Origin of the sequence: Allobosea thiooxidans (assembly GCF_900168195.1) — a bacterium.
In the GTDB taxonomy this organism is placed as follows: domain Bacteria; phylum Pseudomonadota; class Alphaproteobacteria; order Rhizobiales; family Beijerinckiaceae; genus Allobosea; species Allobosea thiooxidans.
On sequence record NZ_FUYX01000001.1, the window covers coordinates 419,790 to 443,743 of the forward strand.

The window sequence follows — 23,954 nt, forward strand, 5'->3', positions numbered from 1 at the left end:
GTCCCGAATACGCGCCCGTCATGGTCGGGCTTGTCCCGACCATCCACGTCTTCATGGGTCGGAACCGGCGTTCAAGACATGGATGCTCGCCACAAGGGCGAGCATGACGGGGAATGCCTATTTCACTTCGGCTGGACGTAGACGTTGATCTCGAGATTCGGATCGCCCGGATCGGTGAGATCGCTGACATACTCCTCCAGGAAGGTGTCCTTCACGACGATGCTCTTCGCCTCGAGATAGGCGGTGATCGTCTCATAGGTGGAGTCGATGTCGTCATAGGGCGCCTGGTGCAGGAAGCGCAGCGCCGGCCCGGCCGGCGAGGTTCCCATCCGGAAATCGGTGCCGAGCGCCGGCGCCTGCCCCCCGGGCGGGATCGCGACCGGCAGCATCGCCTCGAAGCGGAAGCCGTCGTCGCTCGTCTCGACAAAGAGCGTGAGCGGTCGTCCGGCCACCGCCAGCCCCGTTCTCTGGGCCTCGGCGCGCAGGGATTTGAAGCTGTCGGCGAGTTTCTGAAAGCCCTGGTCCCAGCTCGCCTGGCCGGACAGGACCATCACGGGCTTCGGCGCGAGCGTCACCTCCCCGACATCGCTGGAATCGGTGCCCTTGCCGGCCAGCGTCGCATTGGGATCCGGCAGGCCGGTCTGCTGCTGCAACGGCGCGGACGGCTGCCCGGGCTGAGGCACCGGTAGCGTCGGCGGCGGCTGCACCGGCTGCGGCTCGAGCGGGGCCGGCAGGCTCGGGGCGGGCTGCACCGGCTGCGGCGTCACCGGATTCGGCGCGGGCGGAGCCGGTTGCACCGGCTGCGGGTTCCCTGGCTGCTCCGGCACCGGGACCGGCGGCGTCTGTGCCGGGGCGGCCGGCGCCGCGCCGGGCGGCGGCGCCAGTGGCGCCGACTCGACCGCCGTCGGCGGAGCGACGCGCCCCTGCGCGACGGCCATTCCGCTGGAGGCACTCACCAAGCCGGCGAGCGCCAGAACACAAATCCGGGAATACCGCATCGTCACGGCCCTGAGTTTCACGCGATTCGCGCCCTTGCAGCGCAGCATAGAATGTCCACCTTCTTGCAGGAACGGGGATGAGGGTGGCTTTTTCACGTCGCCTCGGTCATAGACCCCGCATTCATGGGACGTGTGACCAAATGAACGCTCTGGCCAATCGCCGGTTCCTGAAGATGAACGGGCTCGGCAACCAGATCACGGTGCTCGACCTGCGCGGCACCAAGCATGTCGTCAGCGAGGCCGAGGCCCGCGCCATCGCCTCCGAGCCGCGCGCCCGCTTCGACCAGCTGATGGTCCTGCACGATGCCGTGACGCCCGGCACCGACGCCTTCGTGCGCATCTACAACACCGACGGCTCCGAGGCCGGCGCCTGCGGCAACGGCACGCGCTGCGTCGCCTGGGCGATGGTCGCCGATCCGCAGATGGGCGATGCGGCCAAGACCCGCCTCGCCTTGCAGACCAAGGCGGGGCTGCTGCCGGCGGTGCGCGAGGGCGAGACCCTCTTCACCGTCGACATGGGGGTGCCGCGCCTCGCCTGGGACCAGATCCCGCTGGCCGAGCCCTTCGAGGACACCAGCCGCTTCGAACTGCAGATCGGGCCGATCGACTCTCCCGTCCTGCACACGCCCTGCGCCGTCAACATGGGCAATCCCCATGCGGTCTTCTTCGTCGAGGACCCCTATGCCTACAATCTCGAGCAGATCGGCCCGCTGCTGGAGAACCACCCGATCTTCCCCGACCGCGCCAATATCGAGCTCGCCGCGGTGAAGGCGCCGGACCATATCGTGCTGCGCGTCTGGGAGCGCGGCGCCGGCATCACCCAGGCCTGCGGCTCGGGCGCCTGCGCGGCGCTGGTCGCGGCGGTCAGGCGCGAGCTCTCCGCGCGCAAGGCGACCGTCAGCCTGCCGGGCGGCGACCTCGCCATCGAATGGCGCGAGAGCGACGCCCATGTGCTGATGACCGGCCCTGTCGAATTCGAGTGGGAAGGCTGGATCGACCCGGCCCTGATCGAGCGCGCGGCCTGATGGCGCTGGAGGTCGTCACCTTCGGCTGCCGCCTCAACATCGTCGAGAGCGAGGCGCTGCGGCTCCAGGCTGAGGCCGCCGGGCTGAAGGACGCCGCCATCGTCAACTCCTGCGCCGTCACCGCCGAGGCGACGCGCCAGGCGCGCCAGGCCATACGCCGCCTCAAGCGCGAGCAGCCCGCGCGCCCCGTCATCGTCACCGGTTGCGCGGCCCAGATCGAGCCTGAGCGCTTCGCCGGGATGCCGGAGGCCGACCGGGTCCTCGGCAATGACGAGAAGCTCGATCCGGAGAGCTGGGCGGCGCTCGCCCGCTCCAACAGCCTCGGCCAGCCCGACACGGCCGCTGCCGACAAGCTCGATGTCGGCGACATCATGGCCCGCACCGTCCTGCGCGCACCGGTCACCGGCCGCTTCTCCGGCCATACGCGCGGCTTCGTCCAGGTCCAGAACGGCTGCGACCATCGCTGCACCTTCTGCGTCATCCCCTTCGGGCGCGGCAACTCGCGCTCGCTCGCGATCGGCGACGTGGTCGCGCAGTGCCGCCGGCTGGTCGAGGCCGGCGCCCGCGAGATCGTGCTGACCGGAGTCGACCTCACCAGCTATGGCCGCGACCTGCCGGAGACGCCCTCGCTCGGCACGCTGGCGCGCGCGATCCTGCGGGATCTGCCCGAGCTGCCGCGCCTGCGCCTCTCCTCGATCGACGCGGTCGAGGTCGACGACACCCTGCGCGAGCTGCTCGCGACCGAGGCGCGGCTGATGCCGCATCTGCACCTGTCGCTGCAGGCCGGCGACGACCTCGTCCTGAAGCGCATGAAGCGCCGCCACAGCCGTACCGACGCCATCCGCTTCTGCGCCGAGATCCGGGCCCTGCGCCCCGACATCGTCTACGGCGCCGATCTCATCGCCGGCTTCCCGACCGAGGACGAGGCGATGTTCGCCCGTTCGCTCGAACTCGTCGCGGAATGCGGGCTGAGCTTCGTCCATGTCTTCCCCTATTCCGCCCGCCCCGGCACGCCAGCCGCGCGCATGCCCCAGTTGCCCGGCGTCGTCGTCGCCGAGCGCGCTGCACGCCTGCGGGCGGCCGCGGCCGCCGCGCAGGAGCGGCATCTTGCCGAGCGCGTCGGCCGACAGCTCAGCATCCTGACCGAGCGTGGCAACACCGGCCGGGCGGAGGACTTCACGCTGGTGCGCTTCGGCCGCGACGTCGCGGCGGGACAGATCCTCACGGCGACGGGCCATGCCGCCGACGGGCGCGCCCTGCTGGCTGCGTAGCAGCGAAGGGAAGCGCCGCCTCGGTCGCCGATGGGAGGAGGAGGAGAGACCGAGGCGGCAGAGCCATGCCGGGACGGCAGACCCGGATATTAGACGCGCCGCAGCGGGAAAAGGTTCAATGCCTCAATCGGTGACCGCGCCGCGCACGCGCTGCACCTGATTGTTGCAGTAGCCACGCGGGTTCCAGGCGATCTCCATCGGCTGGCTGTTGCCGGCTACATCCCGGGCTCGCGTCATGATCGTGAACGGCCCGGCCCGATCGGCCGAAACCTCCGTCTCGAAACGCTGCCAGGCGAAATCTCCCTCGCCCGGCTGCAACGGGACCTCCTGCCAGCTCTCGCCACCGTCGCAGGAGAGTTCGACCGCAGCGAGTCGGACCGCGCCGCTCCAGGCAAAGCCGCCGACCTTGAGCCGATCGCCTGTCCTGGCCACGAAGCCATCGACCGGCGTGGTGACGAGCGACTTCACCGGCATGTCGGTGATCACGGCGAAATCGGCAGTATCGAGCTTGTCGCCCGGCCGCAGCGGCTCGACCGGCAGCCGGTAGTCGGTGCCGCGCATCTTCTCGCCGTCATGCTCGAAGGGGCGCAGGCTGATCCGGTCGAGCCATTTCTGCCAGGCCGAGCCGGGATAGCCCGGCGCGACGATGCGCAGCGGCCCGCCATGCAGGCGCGGCAGCGGCTCGTCATTCATCGCGAAGGCAATCAGGGTCTCGGGCGCGAGCGCCTTGACCATCGGCAGGCCGCGCGACAGCGCCGGCTTGTCAGGCTTGCCGACCTGCCGATCAGGCGCGTGATGGCCGGTATAGACGGCGCTCGGCTTCGGCCCGGCATGCTCGATCACATCCGCCAGCCGCACCCCGGTCCAGCGCGCGCAGCCCACGGCGCCGAGCCGCCATTGCAGCCCGTCCGTCGCCGGCGAGAACTGCGAGCGCCCGTTGCCGGCGCATTCGAGGACGGCGGTGACCGTGACGGTCTCGAAGCGCTGGCGCAGGCCGGCGACGGTCCAGACGGCCGGGCGCTCGACCTCGCCGTCGATGGTCAGCGTCCAGTCGCGCTCTTCGCCGATCTCGGGCAGTTCGCCATTGTTGCGGATGAAGAAGGCGTCGACCGGCGTGATCGGCTCGTCGAGCAAGGCAAGGCCCGGCTCGGCATTGAGCGCAGCCTCCTCATAGACATGGAGGCCGGGCTTCAGCCGGCGCAGCAGCGGCAGTTCGACGAGACGATGAGGCAAGCGACGATCTTCTCCGAGGGGCGCGGTGGCGGCTGGCCGGCATCGCGCGGGCCGCCCAGAAGACACATTGCCCACCGGTCTGTCGACTGCCGCCTGCGCCGCAGCCGCTCAGCGCTTGGCGACGACCTCCTCGCGCAGCGCCCGCCGCAGCACCTTGCCGACATTGGTCTTCGGCAGGGTTTCCCGGAAGAAGATCTGCTTGGGAACCTTGTAGCCGGTCAGGTTCTCCTTGCAGAAGGCGCGCAGCTCGTCGGCTGTCAGCGTCTGGTCCTTGCGCACCACGAAGGCCGTGACGGCCTCGCCGGAATGCTCGTCGGGCAACCCGATCACCGCCGATTCGAGCACCCCCGGATGCGAGGCGAGCACGTCTTCCACCTCGTTCGGATAGACGTTGAAGCCGGAGACCAGCACCATGTCCTTCATCCGGTCGACGACCTTGATCTGCCCGTCCGGCAGCATCACGCCGACATCGCCGCTGCGGAAATAGCCGTCCGCCGTCATCGCCTTGGCGGTCTCGTCCGGGCGGTTCCAGTAGCCCGCCATCACCTGCGGCCCGCGAATGCAGATCTCGCCCGCCTCGCCGAGCGGCATGTCGTTGCCCTCGCCGTCGCGGATCGCGATATCGGTCGATGGAATCGGATAGCCGATCGTTCCGGTGAACTCCTGGATGTCGGGCCGGTTGATCGTGGCGACCGGCGAGGTCTCCGACAACCCGTAGCCTTCGATGATCGGGCGGCCCGTGACCGCCTTCCACTGCTTGGCGACGGCAGCCTGCGTCGCCATGCCGCCGGCCACGGCGAAGCGCATCTCGGAGAAGTCGACCTGCCTGATCTCCGGGTGGTTGGCGAGCGCGTTGTAGAGCGTGTTGACGCCCGAGAAGAGCGTGAAGCGGTTCGCCTTCAGCGTCTTGATGAATCCCGGAATGTCGCGCGGATTGGCGATCAGGAGGCTTTTCGCGCCGATCCGGAGCATGAACAGGCAGCAGCAGGTCAGGGCGAAGATGTGGTAGAGCGGCAGCGCCGTGACCATGACGTGCTGGTAGTCGCTGCGCCCGAGCGGCGGCTCAAGCACCCATTCCAGCCACAGCCCGGCCTGCTGGACATTCGCCGCGACGTTGCGGTGCGTCAGCGTCGCTCCCTTGGCCACGCCCGTCGTGCCGCCGGTGTATTGCAGGAAGGCCACGTCGTCCGGCCCGACCGTCACCGGCGCCATCGCGGTTCCCCCCTGCAGGATCGGGAGCAGGGGCACCGCGCCCGGCAGGTCGTAGGGCCTGACCACCTTCTTGATCCGCCGCGCGACGAAATTGACGATCTTGCCCTTGAACCCCATCAGATCGCCGGCGGTGGCGATGACGATGGAATCGAGCTTGAGGTTCGCGCGGGCCTCCTCGACGACATGGGCGAAGTTCTCGATCACCACGAGCACGCGCGCGCCAGCATCGTTGAGCTGGTGAGTCAGTTCGCGCGCCGTATAGAGCGGATTGACGTTGACGACGGTGAATCCGCCGAGGAGCGTCCCGAAGATCGCCGCCGGATAGGCGAGGATGTTCGGCATCATCAGCGCGACGCGGTCCCCCTTCTTCAGCCCCTGCGCCTGCAGCCAGCCGGCGAAGGCCTCCGCCGCGCGCAGGGTCTCGGCGAAGGTGATCGCCTTGCCGAAACTCTCGAAGGCCGGCCGGCCGGCATAGCGCGTGCAGGCAGAGCGGATCAGGTCTGCCAGCGTCCCGATCCTGGCCTCGTCCAGCTCCCGCGGCACCGCCGGCGGGTAATGCGCCAGCCATGGGCGCGAGTCATGCATGGCTTGCGCGCCACCGATCGCGTTCATCATCCCCTCCCGCTCGCCCGGTTGCCCGTCATCGACAGGCTCCGGGCATTGTCGTCGTCATAGAGTGCGGAAGGGTGGGCAAAGGCGCAAGCGCCGGCTCATCATCTTCGCACAATGTTTATATATAAACTGTCGTGCAGGAGCGAAAGCAAGCGAAACCGGAAGCCAGGTGGCTTCCGGTCCGGTGCGGCTGGCAGGGCGGGGCGTCAGCGTCCCTGGGCCAGCGCGAGCGCCTGCGCCGAGACCACGGTCTCGGCCTGCTTGCCGGCGAGCTCGGCCAGATGGTCGAAGCGGGCGCTGAAGGAGCCGACGCCCGATGTCGCCGAGCGCAGCTCCACGATCAGCCCCGGCATCTCCGATTCCGGCACCAGCGCCTTGATCTGGTCCCAGCCGCGCCAGCCCGGCCGGGTATCGTAGCCGAGGATCTGGCCGCGCCGGGCGGAGACCAGGGCCGATGCGCGCGACATCGCCTCGGACGGGATCACCACGTCGACGGACAGGATCGGCTCGAGCAGCACCGGCTTCGCCTGCGGCATCGCCTCGCCCATCGCCAGCCGCGCCGCCTGGCGGAAGGCCATGTCCGAGGAATCGACGGTGTGATAGGAGCCGTCGGTCAAGGTGACCTCGATGTCGACGACCGGGAAGCCGAGCGGCCCCTTCTCGCAAAAGTCGCGCATGCCCGCCTCGACCGAGCCGATATACTGACGCGGCACCACGCCGCCGCTGATCCGGTCGACGAAGCGGATCCCCTCCCCGCGCGGCAGCGGCGCGACCTCGATGACCACGTCGCCATACTGGCCATGCCCGCCGCTCTGCTTGCGGTGCCGCCCGCGCGCGCCCGCATGGCCGCGAATGCTCTCCCGGTAGCCGATCTGCGGCGCCCGGCTCGTCACCGTGACGCCGTAACGCCCGGCGAGCTTCTCCAGCGCGACCCGCAGATGCATCTCGCCCTGGCCGGACAGGCGGGTTTCGCCGAGTTCCGGAATCTGCGTCATGGCAAGCGCGGTATCTTCCTCCGTCAGCTTCTGCAGCGCCGCGGCGAGGCGCACATCGTCCTTGCGGTCCTTCACCATGATCGCCACGGCGTGGACGGCCTCGGGTGGCGCGATGGCGCTGACGACGCCGGCCCGGGCCTTGCCCAGCATGAAGGCCTCGCCGGTGCCGATGCCGTCGAGCTTGGCGAAGGCGGCGACCTCGCCCTCCTCCGCCGCCGGCTTGCGGCTCTGCTCGCCGCCCTTCAGCGCGAGGACGCCGGCGATCCGGGTCTCGACGCCTCCGGACGAGGTCACCGTGTCCCCTTCCGCCAGCCGGCCGCGCATCACGCGGGCCAGCGAGAGCTTGCCGCCCTGGCTGGAATGCCAGCTCTTCATCACCTGTGCCAGCGGCGGTCCCTCCGCGAGGATGCCCGTGCGCCCGCGCGTCTCGGCGAGGCCGGGCGCCTCGTGCCGGAGCGCCTTGAGCAGCCGGGTCACGCCGTTGCCGCGCTCGGCCGCCCCGATCAGGACCGGCACGACGTGGCGATGCTGCAATTCGCGGGCGAGGTCGTCGAAGATGCGGTCCCGCGGCGGCTCCATGTCGCCCAGAAGCTCCTCCATCAGCTCGTCGTCGTAATCGGCAAGCCGCTCGAGCATCGAGAATCGCGCCTCCTTCTCGCGGCCCGTCTCGTCGACCGCCAGCGGCACGATCTCGCTCGGCGCATGCTCGCGATAGATGAAGGCCCGTTCCAGGGCGAGGTCGATGAAGCCGACGGCGATGCCGTTCTTCCAGATCGGGATCTGGCGCAGCAGCAGCGGCGTGCGCGAGGCGCGCTGCAGGATGCCGAGCGTCTCGCGCACCCGGCGCGAGGCCGTGTCGATCTTGTTGAGGAAGAGGAAGCGCGGGATATCCGCCTCCTCGAGCTCGCGCAGCACGAGCTCCAGCGCCGGCGCCTTGCGGTCATCCGCCTCGCAGACCACGACGGCGGCGTCGACCACCGGCAGCACATGGCGCATCTCGTGCAGGAACTCGACCGAGCCGGGGCAGTCGATGAAATGGAAGGTATCGCCGAGGAACTCGACCGTCGCGACGCTCGGCTCCGTGCTCATCTGATGCGCGCGCGCTTCCGGCGCGGCATCGCCGACCGTGTTGCCGCCCTTCACCGAGCCTGTTCGCGTCAGGGCGCCGCACCGCATCAGGATGCTCTCGAGCAGGGTCGTCTTGCCGCTCTGGAAGGGACCGACGATGGCGATGCATCGCGGCCCCGCGCGTCTGGTACCGGCTGCGGAAACTCCATTCTGTGCCGCTGCGGGCATGGCTTCCTCCTTCGGATCTGGCCGGGGCGGAGGAAAGGCGGGACGGCCTCCGCTCCGCACGGCAGTGGGCCGGCGGGAACGGCGAATGCGCACACGCCGGGAGGCGGCGGTCGCTCGGGCCCGACAGGGGTCGGGCGGCCGTCGAAGAGGCAGATGGGGAAGGTTCGCGCCGAACGACGGCCGACGCAAGCGATTTGTCCTCGCCTGTCACGACGCGCCGTCAACCTCCTCGAGCACGGAGACGCGACAGCGCCTGCAAGCCATACTTCGTCCTAGGGCGTGCTGCGTCCTAAGGCTGGCGTTTCGGGTTGCTCTGATCGATCGGCTGGCCGGAGGGCGCCGTGTCGCGGCCATAGGTCTGGTTCTGCTGGGTTTCCGTGCCGGGGCCGTGGCCCGTCTCCGGCCGGTTGGCGTTCGGCGCGTGTTGGGTAGCGCCCGAACCCGTCCCCTGCTGCGGCGCCATGCCCGTCGCGCCCGAGCCGCTGCCGGTGCCTTCCGTTGCGGTCGAGGGCGGCGAGGCCGGCTGCGCCTGCGCCAGCGAGGCGAAGGCTGCGACTGCGATACCCAGCGCAAATGCTCTCATGGAATGCCTCCGATGGACTTGCCTCACACGGAGGACCACCATCGGGGAACGTCTGCGCTTCGGCCGCAGTTCCGCTCCGGCAGGATCGCAACGGCCTGCTCGGCCGACGGCCCGGCAGCCTGGGAAGTGACCGAGACGGGCCGCCCCTTCAGCGGTTGCGCCGTTCCCCGCGCAGCGTGGCGAGCCCGATGCCGACCGCGTCGAAGCCGCCATCGACGGCGAGAACCTGGCCGGTGATGTAGCTCGCACGGTCGGAGCAGAGGAAGAAGATCGACTCCGCCAGCTCCTCCTCCAGCCCGTAGCGGGCGAGCGGGATGGCGTCGCGGTAGTCGGCGCGGATCTCGGCGCTGTGCACCGCCTTGGCCATGGCGGTCTCGACCGGCCCCGGCGCGACCGCATTGACGCGGATGCCCAAGCCCGCGAGCTCGGCCGCCTGCTGCTTGGTCAGATGAGCCAGCCCGGCCTTCGAAGTGCCGTAGGCCACGCGCAGCGTCGAAGCGCGCAGCCCGGAGATCGAGGTGATGTTGACGATGGCGCCGCCGCCATTCTCGGCCATCAGCGGCGCGGCGAGCTGCGTCGCCAGGAACGGGCCGGTGAGGTTGACGGCGAGCACGCGCTGCCACTCCTCATAGCTCGTCTCCAGCAGCGGCTTGAACACGGCCGTGCCGGCATTGTTGACGAGCGCGTCCAGCCGCCCGAAGCGCTTGGCGAGGCCGGCGAAGGCGGCTTCGAGCTGCGCCGGGTCGGCCACGTCGCAGGTCAGCACCAGCGTCCGCTCCGGCTGGGCGATCTCGCCCGCCGCCTTTTCCAGCCCCGCCCCGTCGATATCGAGCAGCCCGACCTGCCAGCCCTCGGCGAGGAAGCGCTTGGCCGTGGCGAGGCCGATGCCGCGCGCGGCGCCGGTGACGAGAGCGGTCTTGGTGGCTTGATCGGTCATGGTCTATCGTCCGGATGCGTCTCGGTTCAGGCCAAGGCTATGCATGCCGCCGCGCACGCCAACAAGCGGCTCCGCCCCGGCGCGCTTTGCCGGCATTGGCGCTCGACAAACGCGCTGCGCTCCTGTATGGCCGCGCTCTCAACTGAAAACAGCGCGCCGTAACGCCCGCGTGCCAACACGCGAACACGGCCATGGAGAGACCCATGAACATCATCGAACAGATCGACCAGGAGCAGGTTGCCAAGCTCAGCGAAGGCAAGGCCATCCCCGCTTTCCAGCCCGGCGACACCGTCCAGGTCAACGTCAAGGTCAAGGAAGGCGAGCGCACCCGCGTCCAGGCCTATGAGGGCGTCGTGATCGCCCGCAACGGCGGCGGCCTCAACCAGAGCTTCACCGTCCGCAAGATTTCCTATGGCGAAGGCGTCGAGCGCGTCTTCCCGCTGTTCTCGCCGAACCTCGACTCGATCAAGGTCGTCCGCAAGGGCAAGGTGCGCCGCGCCAAGCTGTATTACCTGCGCGATCGCCGCGGCAAGTCGGCCCGCATCGCCGAGCGCGTCGAGGCCAGGCCGGCCAAGGGTGGCAAGGCCGCCGGCAAGTAAGCCGCAGCCTCAGCGCAAAGAGATTGGAACGCGGTCCCCCGGGGCCGCGTTTTTTGTTATCCGCCACACGCGACGATCATTCCGACAACGCATAGCAAAATCAAACAAGCCGCCTTGTCATGCCCATAAAGCATCTATAAGTAAGACAATCATTAGCATACTACTTATGTTGGTGCTATGGACCTCACCCAACTCCAGGCCGCCTTCACTGCCGAGCTCGCCGCCGTCAACCGCAAGCTGCGGACGCTTGTCGACGAACGTGCCCGCGACATGGGGCTGACGCTCTCCCGCGCCCGCCTGCTGATGGAGCTCGCCAGGCAGGACGGTCCGATCCAGTCCGACCTCGCCGGCCTGCTCGATATCGAGCAGCCGACGCTGGTGCGGCTTCTCGACGGGCTGGAACGCAATGGCATGATCGAGCGCCGCGCCGTCGATGGCGACAGGCGCGCACGCCGCGTCTTCCTCACCGAAACCGCCCGCGCCCAGGCCGAGGACATCCTCGGCTTCCTGACAGAGCTGCGCGCCGGCATCCTGCAGGGCATCGAGCAGGACGAGCTGGAAGCCGCGCTCGACGTCCTGCGCCGCACCTCGCGCAACATCGCCGCCGGGCGGAGCGCCGCGCCATGAGCGCGCCGGAAGCCACGACCGCGCCTGCCGCAGCGCCGCTGCCCTTCGGGCTGACCATGCCGCCCGCCCGTGCACTCGCCTATATGCTCGCCTCGGTGACGTTGGCGATGACGCAGCAGATCGGCCAGAACATCGTCAACACCAACATCTACCAGATCCAGGGCGAGCTCGGCGCCACCGTCGCCGAGACCAACTGGCTGATCGCCGCCTATATGGCGCCGAACGTTTCGCTCTCGATCGCGCTGATCAAGATCCGGATGCAGTACGGGCTGCGCAATTTCGCGGAGATCAGCCTCGCCGGCTTCGTCTTCGCGACGCTGCTCAACTTCTTCTTCGTCCACGACCTGCAATCCGCCGTGATGATCCGCTTCATGAGCGGCATGGCGGCGGCGCCGATGTCCTCGCTCGCCTTCTTCTACATGATCGAGCCGTTGCCGCCGCAGAAGCGCCTCACCGTCGGCCTGTCCCTGGCGCTCACCAACACCACGCTCGGCATCCCGGTGACGCGGCTCCTCTCCCCCTGGCTGCTCGACATGGGCGGCTTCCGCAGCCTCACCCTGTTCGAGACGGGCCTGGCCATGCTCGCCTTCGGCTTCGTCTACGCCTTGCCGCTGACCACGCCGCCGCGCGTGAAGGTGATCGGCCCGCTCGACGCGGTCAGCTATCTGCTGATCGCCATCGGCTTCGGCTCGATCGCCGTCGTGCTCGCCCTCGGCCGGATCTACTGGTGGTTCGAGGCGCCCTGGCTCGGCTGGCTCCTCGCCGGCGCCGTCCTCTGCCTGATGCTGGCCGCGATCATCGAGCTGCACCGCGACAGCCCGCTCATCGACATCCGCTGGCTGACTAGCCCGACGACGCTGCACTTCGCCGGAGTGCTGCTGCTGATGCGCATCGTCCTGGCGGAGCAGACGGTCGGCGCCTCCAACTTCTTCCAGGCGCTCGGCATCCAGAACGAGCAGACCGCGCCGCTCTACACCATCATCCTCTGCGCCATCATCGCGGGCGGCCTGACCTGCGCGGCCCTGCTGCGTCCCGGCCGCGAGAACTGGTTCTACGGTACGGCGCTGGCCTGCGTCGCGCTGGGCGCCTGGCTCGACAGCGGCGCCACCAGCCTGACCCGGCCGCACGACATCCGGCTCAGCCAGGCGCTCGTCGCCTACGGCTCGGGGCTGTTCCTGCCGGCGGCGATGGCGCAGGGCATGGGCGGCGCGATCGCGCGCGGCCCGGTCTACATCCTGAGCTTCATCACCGTCTTCCTGTTCACGCAGAGCATCGGCGGCCTGCTCGGCTCGGCCATCTTCGGCAGCTTCATCACCCTGCGCACCAGCTTCCACTACCATGTGCTGGCCGACCATTTCGCCATGTCCGACCCGCTCGTCGCCCAGCGCATCAGCGAGCTCGGCGGCTCCTACGGCCACGTCCTGACCGACCTGGCGCTGACGCGGGCCGAGGGCGTGACCCTGCTCGCCCAGCAGGCGGTGCGGGAAGCCGGGGTGCTCGCCTACAACGACGCCTTCATGCTGATCGCGCTGATCGCCGCCCTGGCCCTGGCCGGCCTCCTCCTCCATCTCGCCGTCCTGCGCCTCAGGGCGCGCTCCGCCACCGCCCCTGCCCCGGCAGCCGGCTGATCGACACACCGCCATGACCCGCCTCTTCCGCTCCTTCTCGACCTATATCGCCCTTGCCATCGGCCTCGCCGGTCTCGTCGTGATCCTCTACGCCTGGCGGCTGCCGCCCTTCGCCAGCGCCATCGAGACGACCGAGAATGCCTATGTCCGCGGCCAGGTCACGGTCATCGCGCCGCAGCTCGCCGGCTATGTCGCCGAGGTGCCGGTGCAGGACTTCGCTGCCGTGAAGCAGGGAGACCTGCTGCTGCGCATCGATGGCCGCATCTATGCGCAGAAGCTCGAACAGGCCCGTGCCTCGCTCGCCGCCCAGCGCGCCGCGCTCGCCAATTCCGAGCAGGCCCGCGCCGCCGCCGAGGCGCGGCTGCGCGCCAGCCAGGCCAATGTCGCCAGCGCCGAGGCGGCGCTGCGCACCGCCGAGGCCAATTGGGGCCGCATCGAGCCGCTGCGCGAGCGCGGCGTCGTCAGCCAGACCAGCACCGACCAGAGCCAACAGGCGCTCGACCAGGCCCGCGCCTCGCTCACCGCGACACAAGCCGCCGTCGACGTCGCCCAGCAGGACGTGCAGACCGCGATCGTCAACCGCCAGTCTCTGGAAGCGGCGGTCGAAGGCGCCGAGGCCGCGGTCCATCTCGCCGAGATCGACCTGCAGAACACCCGCATCACCGCCCCGCAGGACGGGCGCCTCGGCGAGGTCTCGGCCCGGCTCGGCCAGTATGTCTCGGCCGGCACACAGTTGATGGCGCTCGTCCCCGCCCAGACCTGGGTGATCGCCAACTTCAAGGAAACGCAACTCGCCGGCATGCGCATCGGCCAGCCGGTGAGCTTCACGGTCGATGCGCTGCGCCACGCCCGGCTGACCGGCAGGATCGAGCGCTTCTCGCCGGCCGCCGGCTCCGAGTTCAGCATCATCCGGGCCGACAACGCCACCGGCAACTTCATCAAGATCGCCCAGCGCGTGCCGGTGCGCATCGCCATCGACCCGGGCCAGGCTCTGGCGGAGCGGCTGGCGCCCGGCATGTCGGTCGTCGTCAGCGTCGACACCTCTGCGTCGCCGCGATGACGCGGCTGCGACGGCGTCGATTGTCCGGCTTCATTGGAACTGCTACATAGTGGCCATGTCGCCGTGTGAGCATCATTTGCAGCGCTTCAGCGCCGTGCAGGGAGAAGGCCATCTGCCGCCCCTGCCGACGACGCAGGATTTCGCCGCGCTGCATGACCATGCCCGCCTGCCGTGGCGCTTCTTCGGCCGCTTCACCTCTTCCATCGCCGCGGGCCTTACCGGCGCCTGAGACCGGCCGCTTCCGCGCGGCCGGCGACAGGCGCCCGATCCTTTGCGCCGGAGAACCGGCGCAGCGATGAACCGATTTTCCAGACCACCATTCCGCAGACCGAGATCAAGCCATGACTGCGTCCACAGGCCCCCGCACTCTCTACGACAAGATCTTCGACGATCACGTCATCGACCGGCAGGAAGACGGCACCTGCCTGCTCTATATCGACCGCCACCTCGTCCATGAGGTGACGAGCCCGCAGGCCTTCGAAGGTCTGCGCATGACCGGCCGCAAGGTCCGCTCGCCGGAGAAGACGCTCGCCGTCGTCGACCACAACATCCAGACGACCGACCGCTCCAAGGGCATCCAGGAAGAGGAAAGCCGCATCCAGGTCGAGGCGCTCGCCAAGAACGCCAAGGACTTCGGCGTCGAGTATTTCAACGAGCTCGACAAGCGCCAGGGCATCGTCCACATCGTCGGCCCCGAGCAGGGCTTCACCCTGCCGGGCACCACGATCGTCTGCGGTGACTCGCACACCTCGACCCATGGCGCCTTCGGCGCGCTCGCCCATGGCATCGGCACCTCCGAGGTCGAGCATGTGCTCGCCACGCAGACGCTGATCCAGAAGAAGGCGAAGAACATGCTCGTCCAGGTGGACGGCACGCCTGCTCCCGGCGTCGGCGCCAAGGACATCACGCTCGCCATCATCGGCGAGATCGGCACCGCCGGCGGCACCGGCTCGGTGATCGAATATGCCGGCGAGGCCATCCGCGGCCTCACCATGGAAGGCCGCATGACGGTCTGCAACATGTCGATCGAGGGCGGCGCCCGCGCCGGCATGGTCGCCCCTGACCAGAAGGCCTTCGACTACCTGCAGGGCCGCCCCAAGGCGCCGAAGGGCGAGGCCTGGGACGCGGCCGTCCGCTACTGGGAGACGCTGCGCTCCGACGAGGGCGCGCATTTCGACCGCGTCGTGAAGCTCGACGCCGCCAACCTGCCGCCGATCGTCTCCTGGGGCACGAGCCCGGAGGACGTCATCTCGGTGCTCGGCGCCGTGCCCGATCCCGAGCTGATCGCCGACGAGGTCAAGCGCGCCTCGAAGAAGCGCGCGCTTGAGTACATGGGCCTGACCGCGGGCACCAGGATGACCGAGATCCCGCTCGACGTGATCTGGATCGGCTCCTGCACCAATGGCCGCATCGAGGATCTGCGCACCGTCGCCAAGATCGTCGAGGGCAAGAAGATCCATGACAGCCTGGACTACGCCATGATCGTGCCGGGCTCGGGTCTGGTGAAGCAGCAGGCGGAGCTGGAAGGCCTCGACAAGATCTTCCTCGCCGCCGGCTTCGAATGGCGTGAGCCGGGCTGCTCGATGTGCCTCGGCATGAACCCGGACCAGCTGAAGCCGGGCCAGCGCGCCGCCTCGACCTCGAACCGCAATTTCGAGGGTCGCCAGGGCTATCGCGGCCGCACCCACCTGGTCTCGCCGGCGATGGCGGCGGCGGCGGCCCTGACCGGCCACTTCGTCGACGTGCGCCAGCTGGGCTGAGCGGCAAGCGCGGGGAGGCTAGCCATGTCGAACGACCCCCGCGAAACCGCACGCGAAGCCGAGGCCAAGGCCGCGCTGGAGCGTGTCAAGCGCGACAGCGAGACCGTGCTCGGTTCGTCGATGAACCGGGCGGCCCAGCACTTCTCGGGCGCCGACGCGCCCGAGGGCGACAGGATCGAGCTCTGGGGACGGCGCATCGGCCGTTCCCTCTCGCTGCTGGGCGTCGTCGTGCTGGCCTGGTGGCTCGGCCATCAGCTGAAGTTCTGGTGACGGATATGGACGCCGTGGCGACCAAGAGCAGGGACATCGACTGGGACGGGGCCAAGGCCCCGTCGCTCGAAGCCTTCGAGATCATGGCGCAGGCCGCCTTCGACCGCCTGCCGGAGGAGTTCCGCGCGCTCTGCGCCGACGTCGTCTTCAACGTCACCGAATTTCCCGAGGACGACGTGCTCAAGGAGCTGGAGGCGGAGAGCCCCTTCGACCTGCTCGGACTGTTCAGCGGCGTCGGCCTGCCGCAGCAGGGTTTCAGCCCCCAGACCGGTCAGATGCCCAACACCATCCATCTCTATCGCAGGCCGATCCTCGACTACTGGGCGGAGAATGACGAGAGCCTGGGGGCCATCGTCACCCACGTCATGGTCCACGAGATCGGCCACCATTTCGGCTTCTCCGACGAGGACATGGAAGCCATCGAACAGGCGGCCGGCTGAGCCGGCCTCGAAGCAAGGACAAGAACCATGCAGCCCTTCACCACCCTGACCTCGACGCCCGCCCCGATGAAGGTGGTCAATGTCGACACCGACATGATCATCCCCAAGCAGTATCTGAAGACGATCAAGCGCACCGGGCTGGGCACCGCGCTGTTCTCCGAGATGCGCTACAAGGAGGACGGCTCCGAGAACCCGGATTTCGTGCTGAACCAGCCGGCCTATCGCAAGGCCGAGATCCTCGTCGCCGGCGACAATTTCGGCTGCGGCTCCTCGCGCGAGCATGCTCCCTGGGCGCTGCTCGACTTCGGCATCCGCTGCGTGATCTCCACGAGCTTCGCCGACATCTTCTACAATAACTGCTTCAAGAACGGCATCCTGCCGATCAAGGTCACGCCCGAGCAGCTCGAGATGCTGTTCGACGACGCCGAGCGCGGCTCCAACGCGACGCTGACGATCGACTTGGAGAAGCAGACGATCAAGGGGCCGGACGGCGGCGAGATCTCGTTCGAGATCGACCCCTTCCGCAAGCACTGCCTGCTCAACGGGCTCGACGATATCGGCCTGACCATGGAGAAGTCCTCCAAGATCGAGGCCTTCGAGGACAAGCTGAAGCAGCGCGCCTGGGCTTGACCTTCCCTTCTCCCCTCGGGGGAGAAGGTGGCAGTGCGTAGCGCCGACGGATGAGGGAAGGGCCGCGCAAGCGGCCCTTTTTCGTTCACCTGATCGCGCCACCCTCATCCGCCCGCCGGCACCTTCTCCCCCGAGGGGAGAAGGGCGCTAAACCACCAGCCCCTGCATCGGCCTGAGCTCGCCCGTCCCCGGGAACACCTTCTCGGCCAGGACCGGGCCCGACAGCCCGAAGAGATCGGCGACCACGCCCTTGGCGACCGTGCGGATGTCGGTCGTCGGCGCAAGGTCGCGGCTTTGGTAGAGCTGTCCGGGCTTCAGCCCCGGCCAGTCCGTGATCATCCGGCCGCCCTTCACCGCGCCGCCGACGAGAAAGGCGACAGTGCCGGTGCCATGGTCGGTGCCGACCGTGCCATTGACGGCGGCCGTGCGCCCGAACTCGGTCGCGACCATCACCACCGTGTCCTTCCAGACCGGGGCCAGCCCCTGCTCCAGCGCGGCGAAGGCCCCGTCCAGGCCGCCGAGCAGATTGGCCAGCCGTCCCTTGGCCCCGCCCTCATTGGCATGCGTATCCCAGCCCTCGAAGGCCAGCGCGGCGATGCGCGGCCCGTCATCGGCGCCGACGAGCCCGGCGACGCCTTCGGCGATCCGCCGCATGCCGTCGGCCGTGTCCGGCCCGCCGCCGCCCCTCGGCTCGGCCATGCCGCTGCGCCGCGCCAGCCCCTCGGTTTCGATCGCCTGCTGCAGGGCCATGGCGAGGCCGGGATCGCGCTGGCCGTAGAGATCGGCCAGCCGCGTGGTCAGGTCGATGCCGGCCCGCGCCATGCGCGGCGGCGCCCAGCCCAGCACCGGCGCCCGGCCCCGCACCACCAGAGGCGGCACGACGCCGACGCCGAGCACACCCTTGCGCGAGATGCCCTCCCCGGCCGGCAGGCTCGCGATCAGCCGGTTGAGCCAGCCATCCTCGGTGCTGCCCGGCCCCGACTGGCCGCTCTCCAGCACGTCCTGACCGTCGAAATGCGAGCGCTCGCGATAGCCCGTCGCTGTGGCATGGACGATCGCCGCCCGCCCTTCGCGATAGAGCCGGGCGAGGTTCGGCATCGCCGGATGCAGGTAGAAGAAGCCGTCGAGCGGCAAGGCCGCCTCGGGCCCGTCCTTGGCGAGCGCAATGCCCTCGCGCAGGCCGGCATAGTCGGGATCGCCGATCGGAGGCACCGCCGAAAGCCCGTCGAGCGCCCCGCGCAGCACCACCAGCAGGAAGCGCGGATCGCGGCTGCCCGCCGCCGCATGGGCGAATTTCGGTACGAAGGACCAGCCGAAGAGCGCGCCCGCCGCACCGAGCACGGCGCGCCGCGACGGCGTCATCCGTTCGCAATCGTCATCGTCGTCGTGATGCTCCATCGGCCTCATCTCCGCTGGAATTCGGGCGACATCAGCAGCAGGGCCAGCGCCTGCGACCTGCTCTCCGCCCGCGCCACCGCCTGCCTCGTCTCAGAGGAGAGAAGCGGACCGAGAACGTCCTCGCTCAGCCCGCGCGGATCGGGCACCGCATTCGCCGCCTGCCGGCCCCAGCCGGCAGCGACATCGATGCGCGTCTTGATGCCTTCGGCCGAAGCCCAGGCGGCGTTGCTGTCGGCGTAGCCGTTCGGCCCGGAAGGCTGCCAGAAGGGCTGGCCCATCGTCGCCAGAGGCCCGGCGATCTGGCCGAAATCGGGCTGGCGGCCCAGCGCGCGATAGGACGCGAGGAGGAATTCCTGTGGCGTGCGGATCTTGCTCGCCGGCGCCGTCCAGGCCGCATCGCTGCCGATCAGCGCCCGATAGACTGCGGGCAGGTCGCCCCCGCTTTCGCGGAACGTCCTGGCCAACAGCTCGACGAGCTCGGTCGGTGGATCGTCGGCCACGAAATGCCTTGCAAGCTTGGTCGCGATGAACCGCGAGGTCGCCGGGTGGCGCGCGAGATCGGTCAGCGCCGCGACGCCCTGCGCCCGGCCCGGCTGGTCGTAGGAGCGGCCGAGCAGCGGCGTCGCGCCGGGCTCGTGCAGCCCGGCGTTGAAGGCGAAGGATCCGGGAAAGCCGAGCACGCCCTCGCGCCCCACCACGGTCCAGCCCGTGATGATGCGGGCGAGATTGGTGACGTCCGCCTGGCTGTAGCCGCCGGAGACGCCGAGCGTGTGCAGCTCCATGATCTCGCGGGCGAGGTTCTCGTTCAGCCCGCGCCCGCGCCGCCGGCCCGCGGGCGAATTGGGGCCGATGGACTGGCGGTTGTCGAGGAAGTCGAGCATCGCCGGGTGGCTCTCGGCCGCGACCAGCATTTCCTCGAAGCGGCCGAAGACATGCGGGCGGATGGCCTCGCGCTCATAGGTCCCGGCCATGATGCGCGACATGTTGCTCTTGGTCGCACCGACGCAGAAATGGTTCGACCAGAACATCACCAGCCGCTCGGCGAAGCCGGTCTCGGCCGCGAGCGCCAGATCGACGCGCGCCTTCACCTCCTCGCGATAGGTCCGGTAGGGCAGCGCAGGCTCGTTCGCCGCCTTCCGCGGCGGCGTCATCTGGTTCTGCGGGGCGGCCGGCTGCGCATCGGCCGGCTGCGCCGCATTGGCGACCTGCATGCCCTGAGCCGGTTGCTGCGCGGAGGCGCGCTTCGCCTCGCGTTCGCGCTTCTCGTCATCCTCGAAGGCGTAGAGCGCCTTGCCGATTTCCGCCGCGCCCGAGAACGGCACGCCTTGCGGCTGGGCGACGATCCCGAAATCGATTTCGGCCAGCAGCCTGTCCCGCGCCTGCCGGCGCATCGCTTCGCCCTGCCCCGGCTTCGGCCCGAGACCGAAACGCTGGAGGGCAGCGGCCCCCGCCTTCAGATCGTCCGGTTCCGCCATGCCGCCGGCCTCCGCTGTTCAGGCATGCAGCATCCCGACCGACTATGGCGAAAACCAGAAGGACATCTCGACAATCCGAAGCAGACAGGGTCTCGCGGCCGTTTCTCCGCATGCGCCTACGGGCGCTGCTCAGCGCTCCGATGCTCCGCTTCCCAGAGGCAGACCGCCTCCTTGAGCGCCATGAGCTCGCGATAGCTGCTCCCGTCCTGCACCGCGAGGGCATCGATGCGGCGCTTGGCGAGGGCGTAGTCTTCGACCGTCTCGATCTTGAACAGGGGCGGGTCCGACCGGCAGGAATCCGGCCCGTGCCTGATTGTCGTTTTCATGGACGACCTCCCCGGACAATGAAGCTGCAGAAGATTATACGGCAAAGGCGGGAGATCGCTCTTGCGTCAAATCAATCCCGCTTCCGGCCCGGAAACCAAGCGGAATCGGCATGAGCCCCTAGCTTCAGGGTTGCTTGTCAATGACCCAAAGGGCGCCGAGGATCAGGCTCGTGCCGGGCGCTGGATCTCTCGGGCGGCGTTTTCGCGGCACGGATAGCGGGATCAGCCATGTACAAGCACATTCTCATATCGACGGACGGGTCAGAGGTCGGCCAGAAGGGTGTGGACCATGGGCTGGCCCTGGCGAAGAGCGTCGGCGCCAAGGTCACCATCGTCACCGTGACGGAGCCGTTTCCGATCTATGCAGGCGCTGCAGCGGGCCCGGGCTGGCTGCCTCCACCGACCGCGACCGTCGAGTACGAGGCGAGCCAGAAGGAAGCGGCGACGAGGACGCTGGTGGACGCCAAGGCCGCCGCTGACCGGCTCGGCGTCGCGGCCGAGACGGTCTACATCCCGGAGGCCCACCCTGCCGAGGCGATCGTCGAAACCGCCGGCAGACGCCATTGCGACCTGATCGTCATGGCCTCGCACGGCCGTCGCGGCCTTCGCCGCCTCCTGCTCGGCAGCCAGACCTCCGAGGTCGTCACCAACAGCCCGGTTCCGGTTCTGGTGGTCAGGTAGCGCCTGCGCCGCTACATCACTACCGTGATCGTCTCGGCCGCCCGCGTCAGCCCGGTATAGAGCCAGCGCGCCCGGTGCTCGCGGAAGGCGTAGCTCTCATCGAAGAGCACCACGTCGTCCCATTGCGAGCCCTGCGATTTGTGCACCGTCAGCGCGTAGCCGAAGGTGAACTCGTCGGTGTGCTTGCGCAGCTCCCACGGCACCTCCTCCTCGGTACCGTCGAAGAAGTTCGGCAGCACCGAGACCTTGACCGCCTTGGCGCCGGTGTCGTCCTCCGGCGTCACCCGCATGGTGACGAGCCCCTTCTTCGAGGTCGCGATCTCCTGCACGATCCAGGAGCCGCCATTGAGCAGCCCCTTGCTCTTGTCGTTGCGCAGGCAGACCAGCTTCTCGCCCGCGACCGGGCTGTTGTCGGTGCGGCCCATCAGCTGGCGGATACGGGCATTGTAGTTGCGCCGCGTCTTGTTCATTCCGACCAGAACCTGATCGGCCGTCATGACGATTTCCGGATTGACGTCGCCGCGCCGGATCACGCGGCTCGGACCGTATTCGCCATAGTCGAGCCGGCCGCCCTCGCGCACGATCATCGACATCCGCACGATCGGATTGTCGGCCGCCTGGCGGTGTACCTCGGTCAGCATGACGTCGGGCTCCTGCTCGGTGAAGAAGCCGCCGCCCTTGACCGGCGGCAGCTGCGCCGGGTCACCGAGCACCAGAACCGGCGTGCCGAAGGAAAGCAGGTCGCGCCCGAGCTCCTCGTCCACCATCGAGCATTCGTCGATGATGATCAGCTTCGCCTTGGCGGCGGCGCTCTCGCGGTTGAGCACGAAGGTCGGGCTCTCCTCCTCGACCCCGCGCGAGCGGTAGATCAGCGAATGGATGGTCTGCGCGCCATGGCAGCCCTTGTTACGCAGCACGAGCGCGGCCTTGCCGGTATAGGCGGCGAAGACGACCTCGCCGTCGACCGCCTCGGCGATATGGCGGGCGAGCGTGGTCTTGCCTGTGCCGGCATAGCCGAACATGCGGAAGAGCTGCGGCTCGCCGGCCTGAAGCCAGCGCGCCACGGCGGTCAAGGCGGCATCCTGCTGGGGCGACCAGCTCATCGCCGAAAGATCCTGAAAACGGGCATCGCGCAGATGGGGCCGAGTCGGGCGACGAAGGCAAGCCCGACATTGCCGGCCCCCTATGCCGCGCGCAGGCGCCGCACGAAGGCTGCGGCCTCCGCCCGCAGGGCCGTGATCCGGCCGTCGAGCTCGCGCGCGCTCGCCGCGCCTGTATCGGCCCGGCCGACGGTCTGGAGATTGGCGGCGGCGATCTCGCCCATCGCCATCGCCGCGGTGCCGGTCACGTCCGAGATGCGCGCCACCGTCTCGCCGAGCGAGCCGAGCAGCTCGACATGCGAGCTCACCATCGTCGCGATCTCGGTGCCGGTCTGCTCGACCGCCGCGACGCCGGCCCCGATCGTAGCCACCGCCTCCGCCGCATGGGACAGGGCCTCGTCGACCTGCGCGATCCGGTTCACAATCCGTGACGCCGCTTCCGAGGCCTGGTTCGCGAGCGTCTTCACCTCGGCGGCGACGACCGCGAAGCCGCGGCCCTGTGCACCGGCGCGGGCGGCCTCGATCGTCGCGTTGAGCGCGAGCAGGTTGGTCTGGCGCGCCACCGCCTCGATGATCGCGACGACCTCGCGGATCTGCGCCGCATTCTCCGCCAGCCGCGTGACGAGGGCGTGCGTGCCCGCCGCTTCGCGGGTCGCCGCCGTCGCCATCACCGAAACCCGCCGGACCTCGGCATTGATCTGGCGGATGACGTCCTCCATCCGCAGCGCCGCCTCGCTGGTGCGCCGCGCTTCCGCCCCGGCGCCGTCGACCGAGGCCGCGGCGGTCTTGGTGCTCTTCGAGATCTGGTGCACCCGCACGGCGGCATCCTGGAGCGCCAGGCGAAGCACCTCGCTGGCCCGGCCGATCTCGCCGAGCAGTGCGCCCAGCCGCATTTCGAACTCGTCGGCGATGCGCGCGAGCTCGGCGCTGCGCATGTTCTGCAACCGGCGGGCATCGTCCGCCTCGGCCTCGCGCGTGTTCAGCGTCGCGCGAACCTCGCTGAGCTGGCGCACTACCCGGGCGAGCTCGCCGATCTCGTCGGCACGCCCGCAATGCGGAACCTCGACGACGCGGTCCGCCGAACTCGCCTGGCTGATCGCCGTCATGAGCTGCCGCAGCGGCCGCGTCAGCTGGCTGCGCAGGAGCAGCAACGCCACCAAGCCGCCGCCGAACGGCAGCAGCAGCGCGAACAGGACCGTCCGCAGCCGGACGGCTTCGGCACGCTCCCCGGCCCGTGCCGCGGTCTCGCCGGCCCGCCGCGCCAGCTCGTCCCGAAGCCCCGAGGTGGTCGCGACGATCTCCTCGACATTGAGCCGCGCCTCCTCGGCCCCGGCCTCGAGCAGCGCCGCCCTCGCCGAAACGCGTTGGCCGATCTCGACGATGCCGCGCTGGAAGGCGATGAAGGTGCGGATCCGGGCGTCGAGCGTCGGATGGGCCTCGATCAGGCTCGCAGGCAACGCGGATATCAGATGGGCGCGGGCGGCATCGACGCCGTCGATCGCGCCATCCAGCCGTTCCAGCATCGTCTCGACCTCGCGCACGGGCGCATCTGCCTTGACCCGGCTGAGCAGCGCCGCCGAGGCGACGCGGCTGGACAGGAGCGAGGCGCTGCTCGCCAGGCGGATATCGGAGAAGGCGGCCGCATCGACGCGGCGCGCCTCGTCGAAGCCCCGCAACGCGCCGGCGAGGCCGAGCGCCCCTGCAAGACTCAGAAGCGCGAAGAAGATCATGATCTTCGCCGTCAATCCCAGTCGCCGCATCGCCGCCATCGCCTCGTCTTCGGCCGTCCTTTCGCAGA

At 69.2% G+C, this 23,954-nt stretch carries 23 protein-coding genes; 12 read left to right on the forward strand and 11 right to left on the reverse strand.

Annotated features, from left to right (window positions below; all coding sequences use genetic code 11):
• Positions 1–122: 122 nt before the first annotated feature.
• Positions 123–938, reverse strand: a complete 816-nt coding sequence (locus B5Y19_RS02085) for a GyrI-like domain-containing protein (protein ID WP_244555447.1) — start codon at positions 936–938, stop codon at positions 123–125.
• Between the two features lie 200 nt (positions 939–1,138).
• Between B5Y19_RS02085 and dapF the strand changes: the two genes are divergently transcribed.
• Together dapF and mtaB are read left to right on the forward strand one after the other, a co-directional pair.
• Positions 1,139–2,023 carry a diaminopimelate epimerase gene (gene dapF, locus B5Y19_RS02090; protein ID WP_055727348.1) on the forward strand — a complete coding sequence of 295 codons (885 nt, stop codon included), beginning with the start codon at positions 1,139–1,141 and terminating at the stop codon, positions 2,021–2,023.
• Positions 2,023–3,294 carry a tRNA (N(6)-L-threonylcarbamoyladenosine(37)-C(2))-methylthiotransferase MtaB gene (gene mtaB, locus B5Y19_RS02095; protein WP_055727349.1) on the forward strand — a complete coding sequence of 424 codons (1,272 nt, stop codon included), beginning with the start codon at positions 2,023–2,025 and terminating at the stop codon, positions 3,292–3,294. The genes dapF and mtaB overlap by 1 nt, the downstream gene beginning before the upstream one ends.
• Positions 3,295–3,417: 123 nt before the next feature.
• On the opposite strand, the gene B5Y19_RS02100 is transcribed toward mtaB, so the two are convergent.
• The 5 genes from B5Y19_RS02100 to B5Y19_RS02120 form a co-directional block, all read right to left on the reverse strand.
• A complete protein-coding gene (locus B5Y19_RS02100; RefSeq protein ID WP_055727350.1) occupies positions 3,418–4,527 on the reverse strand; it encodes a sulfite oxidase in 1,110 nt (369 codons plus the stop codon).
• Positions 4,528–4,635: 108 nt separating this feature from the next.
• Complete coding sequence (locus B5Y19_RS02105; protein WP_139384226.1) at positions 4,636–6,351, reverse strand: AMP-binding protein; 1,716 nt, start codon at positions 6,349–6,351, stop codon at positions 4,636–4,638.
• A gap of 206 nt (positions 6,352–6,557) precedes the next feature.
• Positions 6,558–8,642 (reverse strand): elongation factor G, encoded by a 2,085-nt coding sequence (locus B5Y19_RS02110; protein ID WP_055727352.1) that lies wholly within the window; start codon positions 8,640–8,642, stop codon positions 6,558–6,560.
• 289 nt (positions 8,643–8,931) lie between these two features.
• On the reverse strand, positions 8,932–9,225 hold the full coding sequence (locus B5Y19_RS02115) for a hypothetical protein (protein WP_055727353.1): 294 nt from the start codon (positions 9,223–9,225) through the stop codon (positions 8,932–8,934).
• 148 nt (positions 9,226–9,373) lie between these two features.
• Positions 9,374–10,162, reverse strand: coding sequence for an SDR family NAD(P)-dependent oxidoreductase (locus tag B5Y19_RS02120; protein WP_055727354.1), 789 nt, complete (start codon positions 10,160–10,162; stop codon positions 9,374–9,376).
• Between the two features lie 203 nt (positions 10,163–10,365).
• On the opposite strand from B5Y19_RS02120, the gene rplS reads away from it, so the two are divergent.
• The 9 genes from rplS to leuD all read left to right on the forward strand — a co-directional run bounded on the left by rplS (position 10,366) and on the right by leuD (position 17,176).
• Positions 10,366–10,761: a 50S ribosomal protein L19 gene (gene rplS, locus B5Y19_RS02125; RefSeq protein ID WP_055727355.1), complete on the forward strand. Its 396-nt coding sequence runs from the start codon at positions 10,366–10,368 to the stop codon at positions 10,759–10,761.
• 177 nt (positions 10,762–10,938) lie between these two features.
• Positions 10,939–11,388, forward strand: coding sequence for a MarR family winged helix-turn-helix transcriptional regulator (locus B5Y19_RS02130; protein WP_055727356.1), 450 nt, complete (start codon positions 10,939–10,941; stop codon positions 11,386–11,388).
• Entirely contained in the window at positions 11,385–13,016 is a 1,632-nt protein-coding gene (locus tag B5Y19_RS02135; RefSeq protein WP_055727357.1) for an efflux MFS transporter permease, read from the forward strand. The genes B5Y19_RS02130 and B5Y19_RS02135 overlap by 4 nt, the downstream gene beginning before the upstream one ends.
• A gap of 13 nt (positions 13,017–13,029) precedes the next feature.
• The gene (locus B5Y19_RS02140; RefSeq protein WP_055727358.1) at positions 13,030–14,076 is read left to right on the forward strand and encodes an HlyD family secretion protein; all 1,047 of its coding nucleotides are present in this window, start codon (positions 13,030–13,032) and stop codon (positions 14,074–14,076) included.
• Between the two features lie 76 nt (positions 14,077–14,152).
• Positions 14,153–14,305, forward strand: a complete 153-nt coding sequence (locus tag B5Y19_RS25965; protein WP_156367030.1) for a hypothetical protein — start codon at positions 14,153–14,155, stop codon at positions 14,303–14,305.
• A 112-nt stretch (positions 14,306–14,417) separates the two neighbouring features.
• Positions 14,418–15,836, forward strand: coding sequence for a 3-isopropylmalate dehydratase large subunit (leuC, locus tag B5Y19_RS02145; protein ID WP_055727359.1), 1,419 nt, complete (start codon positions 14,418–14,420; stop codon positions 15,834–15,836).
• Between the two features lie 24 nt (positions 15,837–15,860).
• Positions 15,861–16,106 (forward strand): hypothetical protein, encoded by a 246-nt coding sequence (locus B5Y19_RS02150; RefSeq protein WP_055727360.1) that lies wholly within the window; start codon positions 15,861–15,863, stop codon positions 16,104–16,106.
• A 5-nt stretch (positions 16,107–16,111) separates the two neighbouring features.
• Positions 16,112–16,546 (forward strand): metallopeptidase family protein, encoded by a 435-nt coding sequence (locus B5Y19_RS02155; RefSeq protein WP_055727361.1) that lies wholly within the window; start codon positions 16,112–16,114, stop codon positions 16,544–16,546.
• Positions 16,547–16,573: 27 nt separating this feature from the next.
• On the forward strand, positions 16,574–17,176 hold the full coding sequence (gene leuD / locus B5Y19_RS02160) for a 3-isopropylmalate dehydratase small subunit (protein ID WP_055727362.1): 603 nt from the start codon (positions 16,574–16,576) through the stop codon (positions 17,174–17,176).
• Positions 17,177–17,323: 147 nt separating this feature from the next.
• Here leuD and B5Y19_RS02165 read toward each other — a convergent pair whose 3' ends face one another.
• The 3 genes from B5Y19_RS02165 to B5Y19_RS02175 all read right to left on the reverse strand — a co-directional run bounded on the left by B5Y19_RS02165 (position 17,324) and on the right by B5Y19_RS02175 (position 20,375).
• Positions 17,324–18,574 (reverse strand): DUF1501 domain-containing protein, encoded by a 1,251-nt coding sequence (locus B5Y19_RS02165; protein ID WP_055727363.1) that lies wholly within the window; start codon positions 18,572–18,574, stop codon positions 17,324–17,326.
• A gap of 5 nt (positions 18,575–18,579) precedes the next feature.
• On the reverse strand, positions 18,580–20,049 hold the full coding sequence (locus B5Y19_RS02170) for a DUF1800 domain-containing protein (protein WP_055727364.1): 1,470 nt from the start codon (positions 20,047–20,049) through the stop codon (positions 18,580–18,582).
• A 116-nt stretch (positions 20,050–20,165) separates the two neighbouring features.
• The gene (locus B5Y19_RS02175) at positions 20,166–20,375 is read right to left on the reverse strand and encodes a hypothetical protein (protein ID WP_055727365.1); all 210 of its coding nucleotides are present in this window, start codon (positions 20,373–20,375) and stop codon (positions 20,166–20,168) included.
• Positions 20,376–20,603: 228 nt separating this feature from the next.
• On the opposite strand from B5Y19_RS02175, the gene B5Y19_RS02180 reads away from it, so the two are divergent.
• On the forward strand, positions 20,604–21,056 hold the full coding sequence (locus tag B5Y19_RS02180; RefSeq protein ID WP_055727366.1) for a universal stress protein: 453 nt from the start codon (positions 20,604–20,606) through the stop codon (positions 21,054–21,056).
• 11 nt (positions 21,057–21,067) lie between these two features.
• Here the strand turns inward: B5Y19_RS02180 and B5Y19_RS02185 are convergent, their stop codons facing one another.
• Positions 21,068–22,159 carry an ATP-dependent DNA helicase gene (locus tag B5Y19_RS02185; RefSeq protein WP_055727367.1) on the reverse strand — a complete coding sequence of 364 codons (1,092 nt, stop codon included), beginning with the start codon at positions 22,157–22,159 and terminating at the stop codon, positions 21,068–21,070.
• Between the two features lie 80 nt (positions 22,160–22,239).
• A complete protein-coding gene (locus tag B5Y19_RS02190; protein ID WP_176168539.1) occupies positions 22,240–23,901 on the reverse strand; it encodes a methyl-accepting chemotaxis protein in 1,662 nt (553 codons plus the stop codon).
• Positions 23,902–23,954 lie beyond the last annotated feature (53 nt).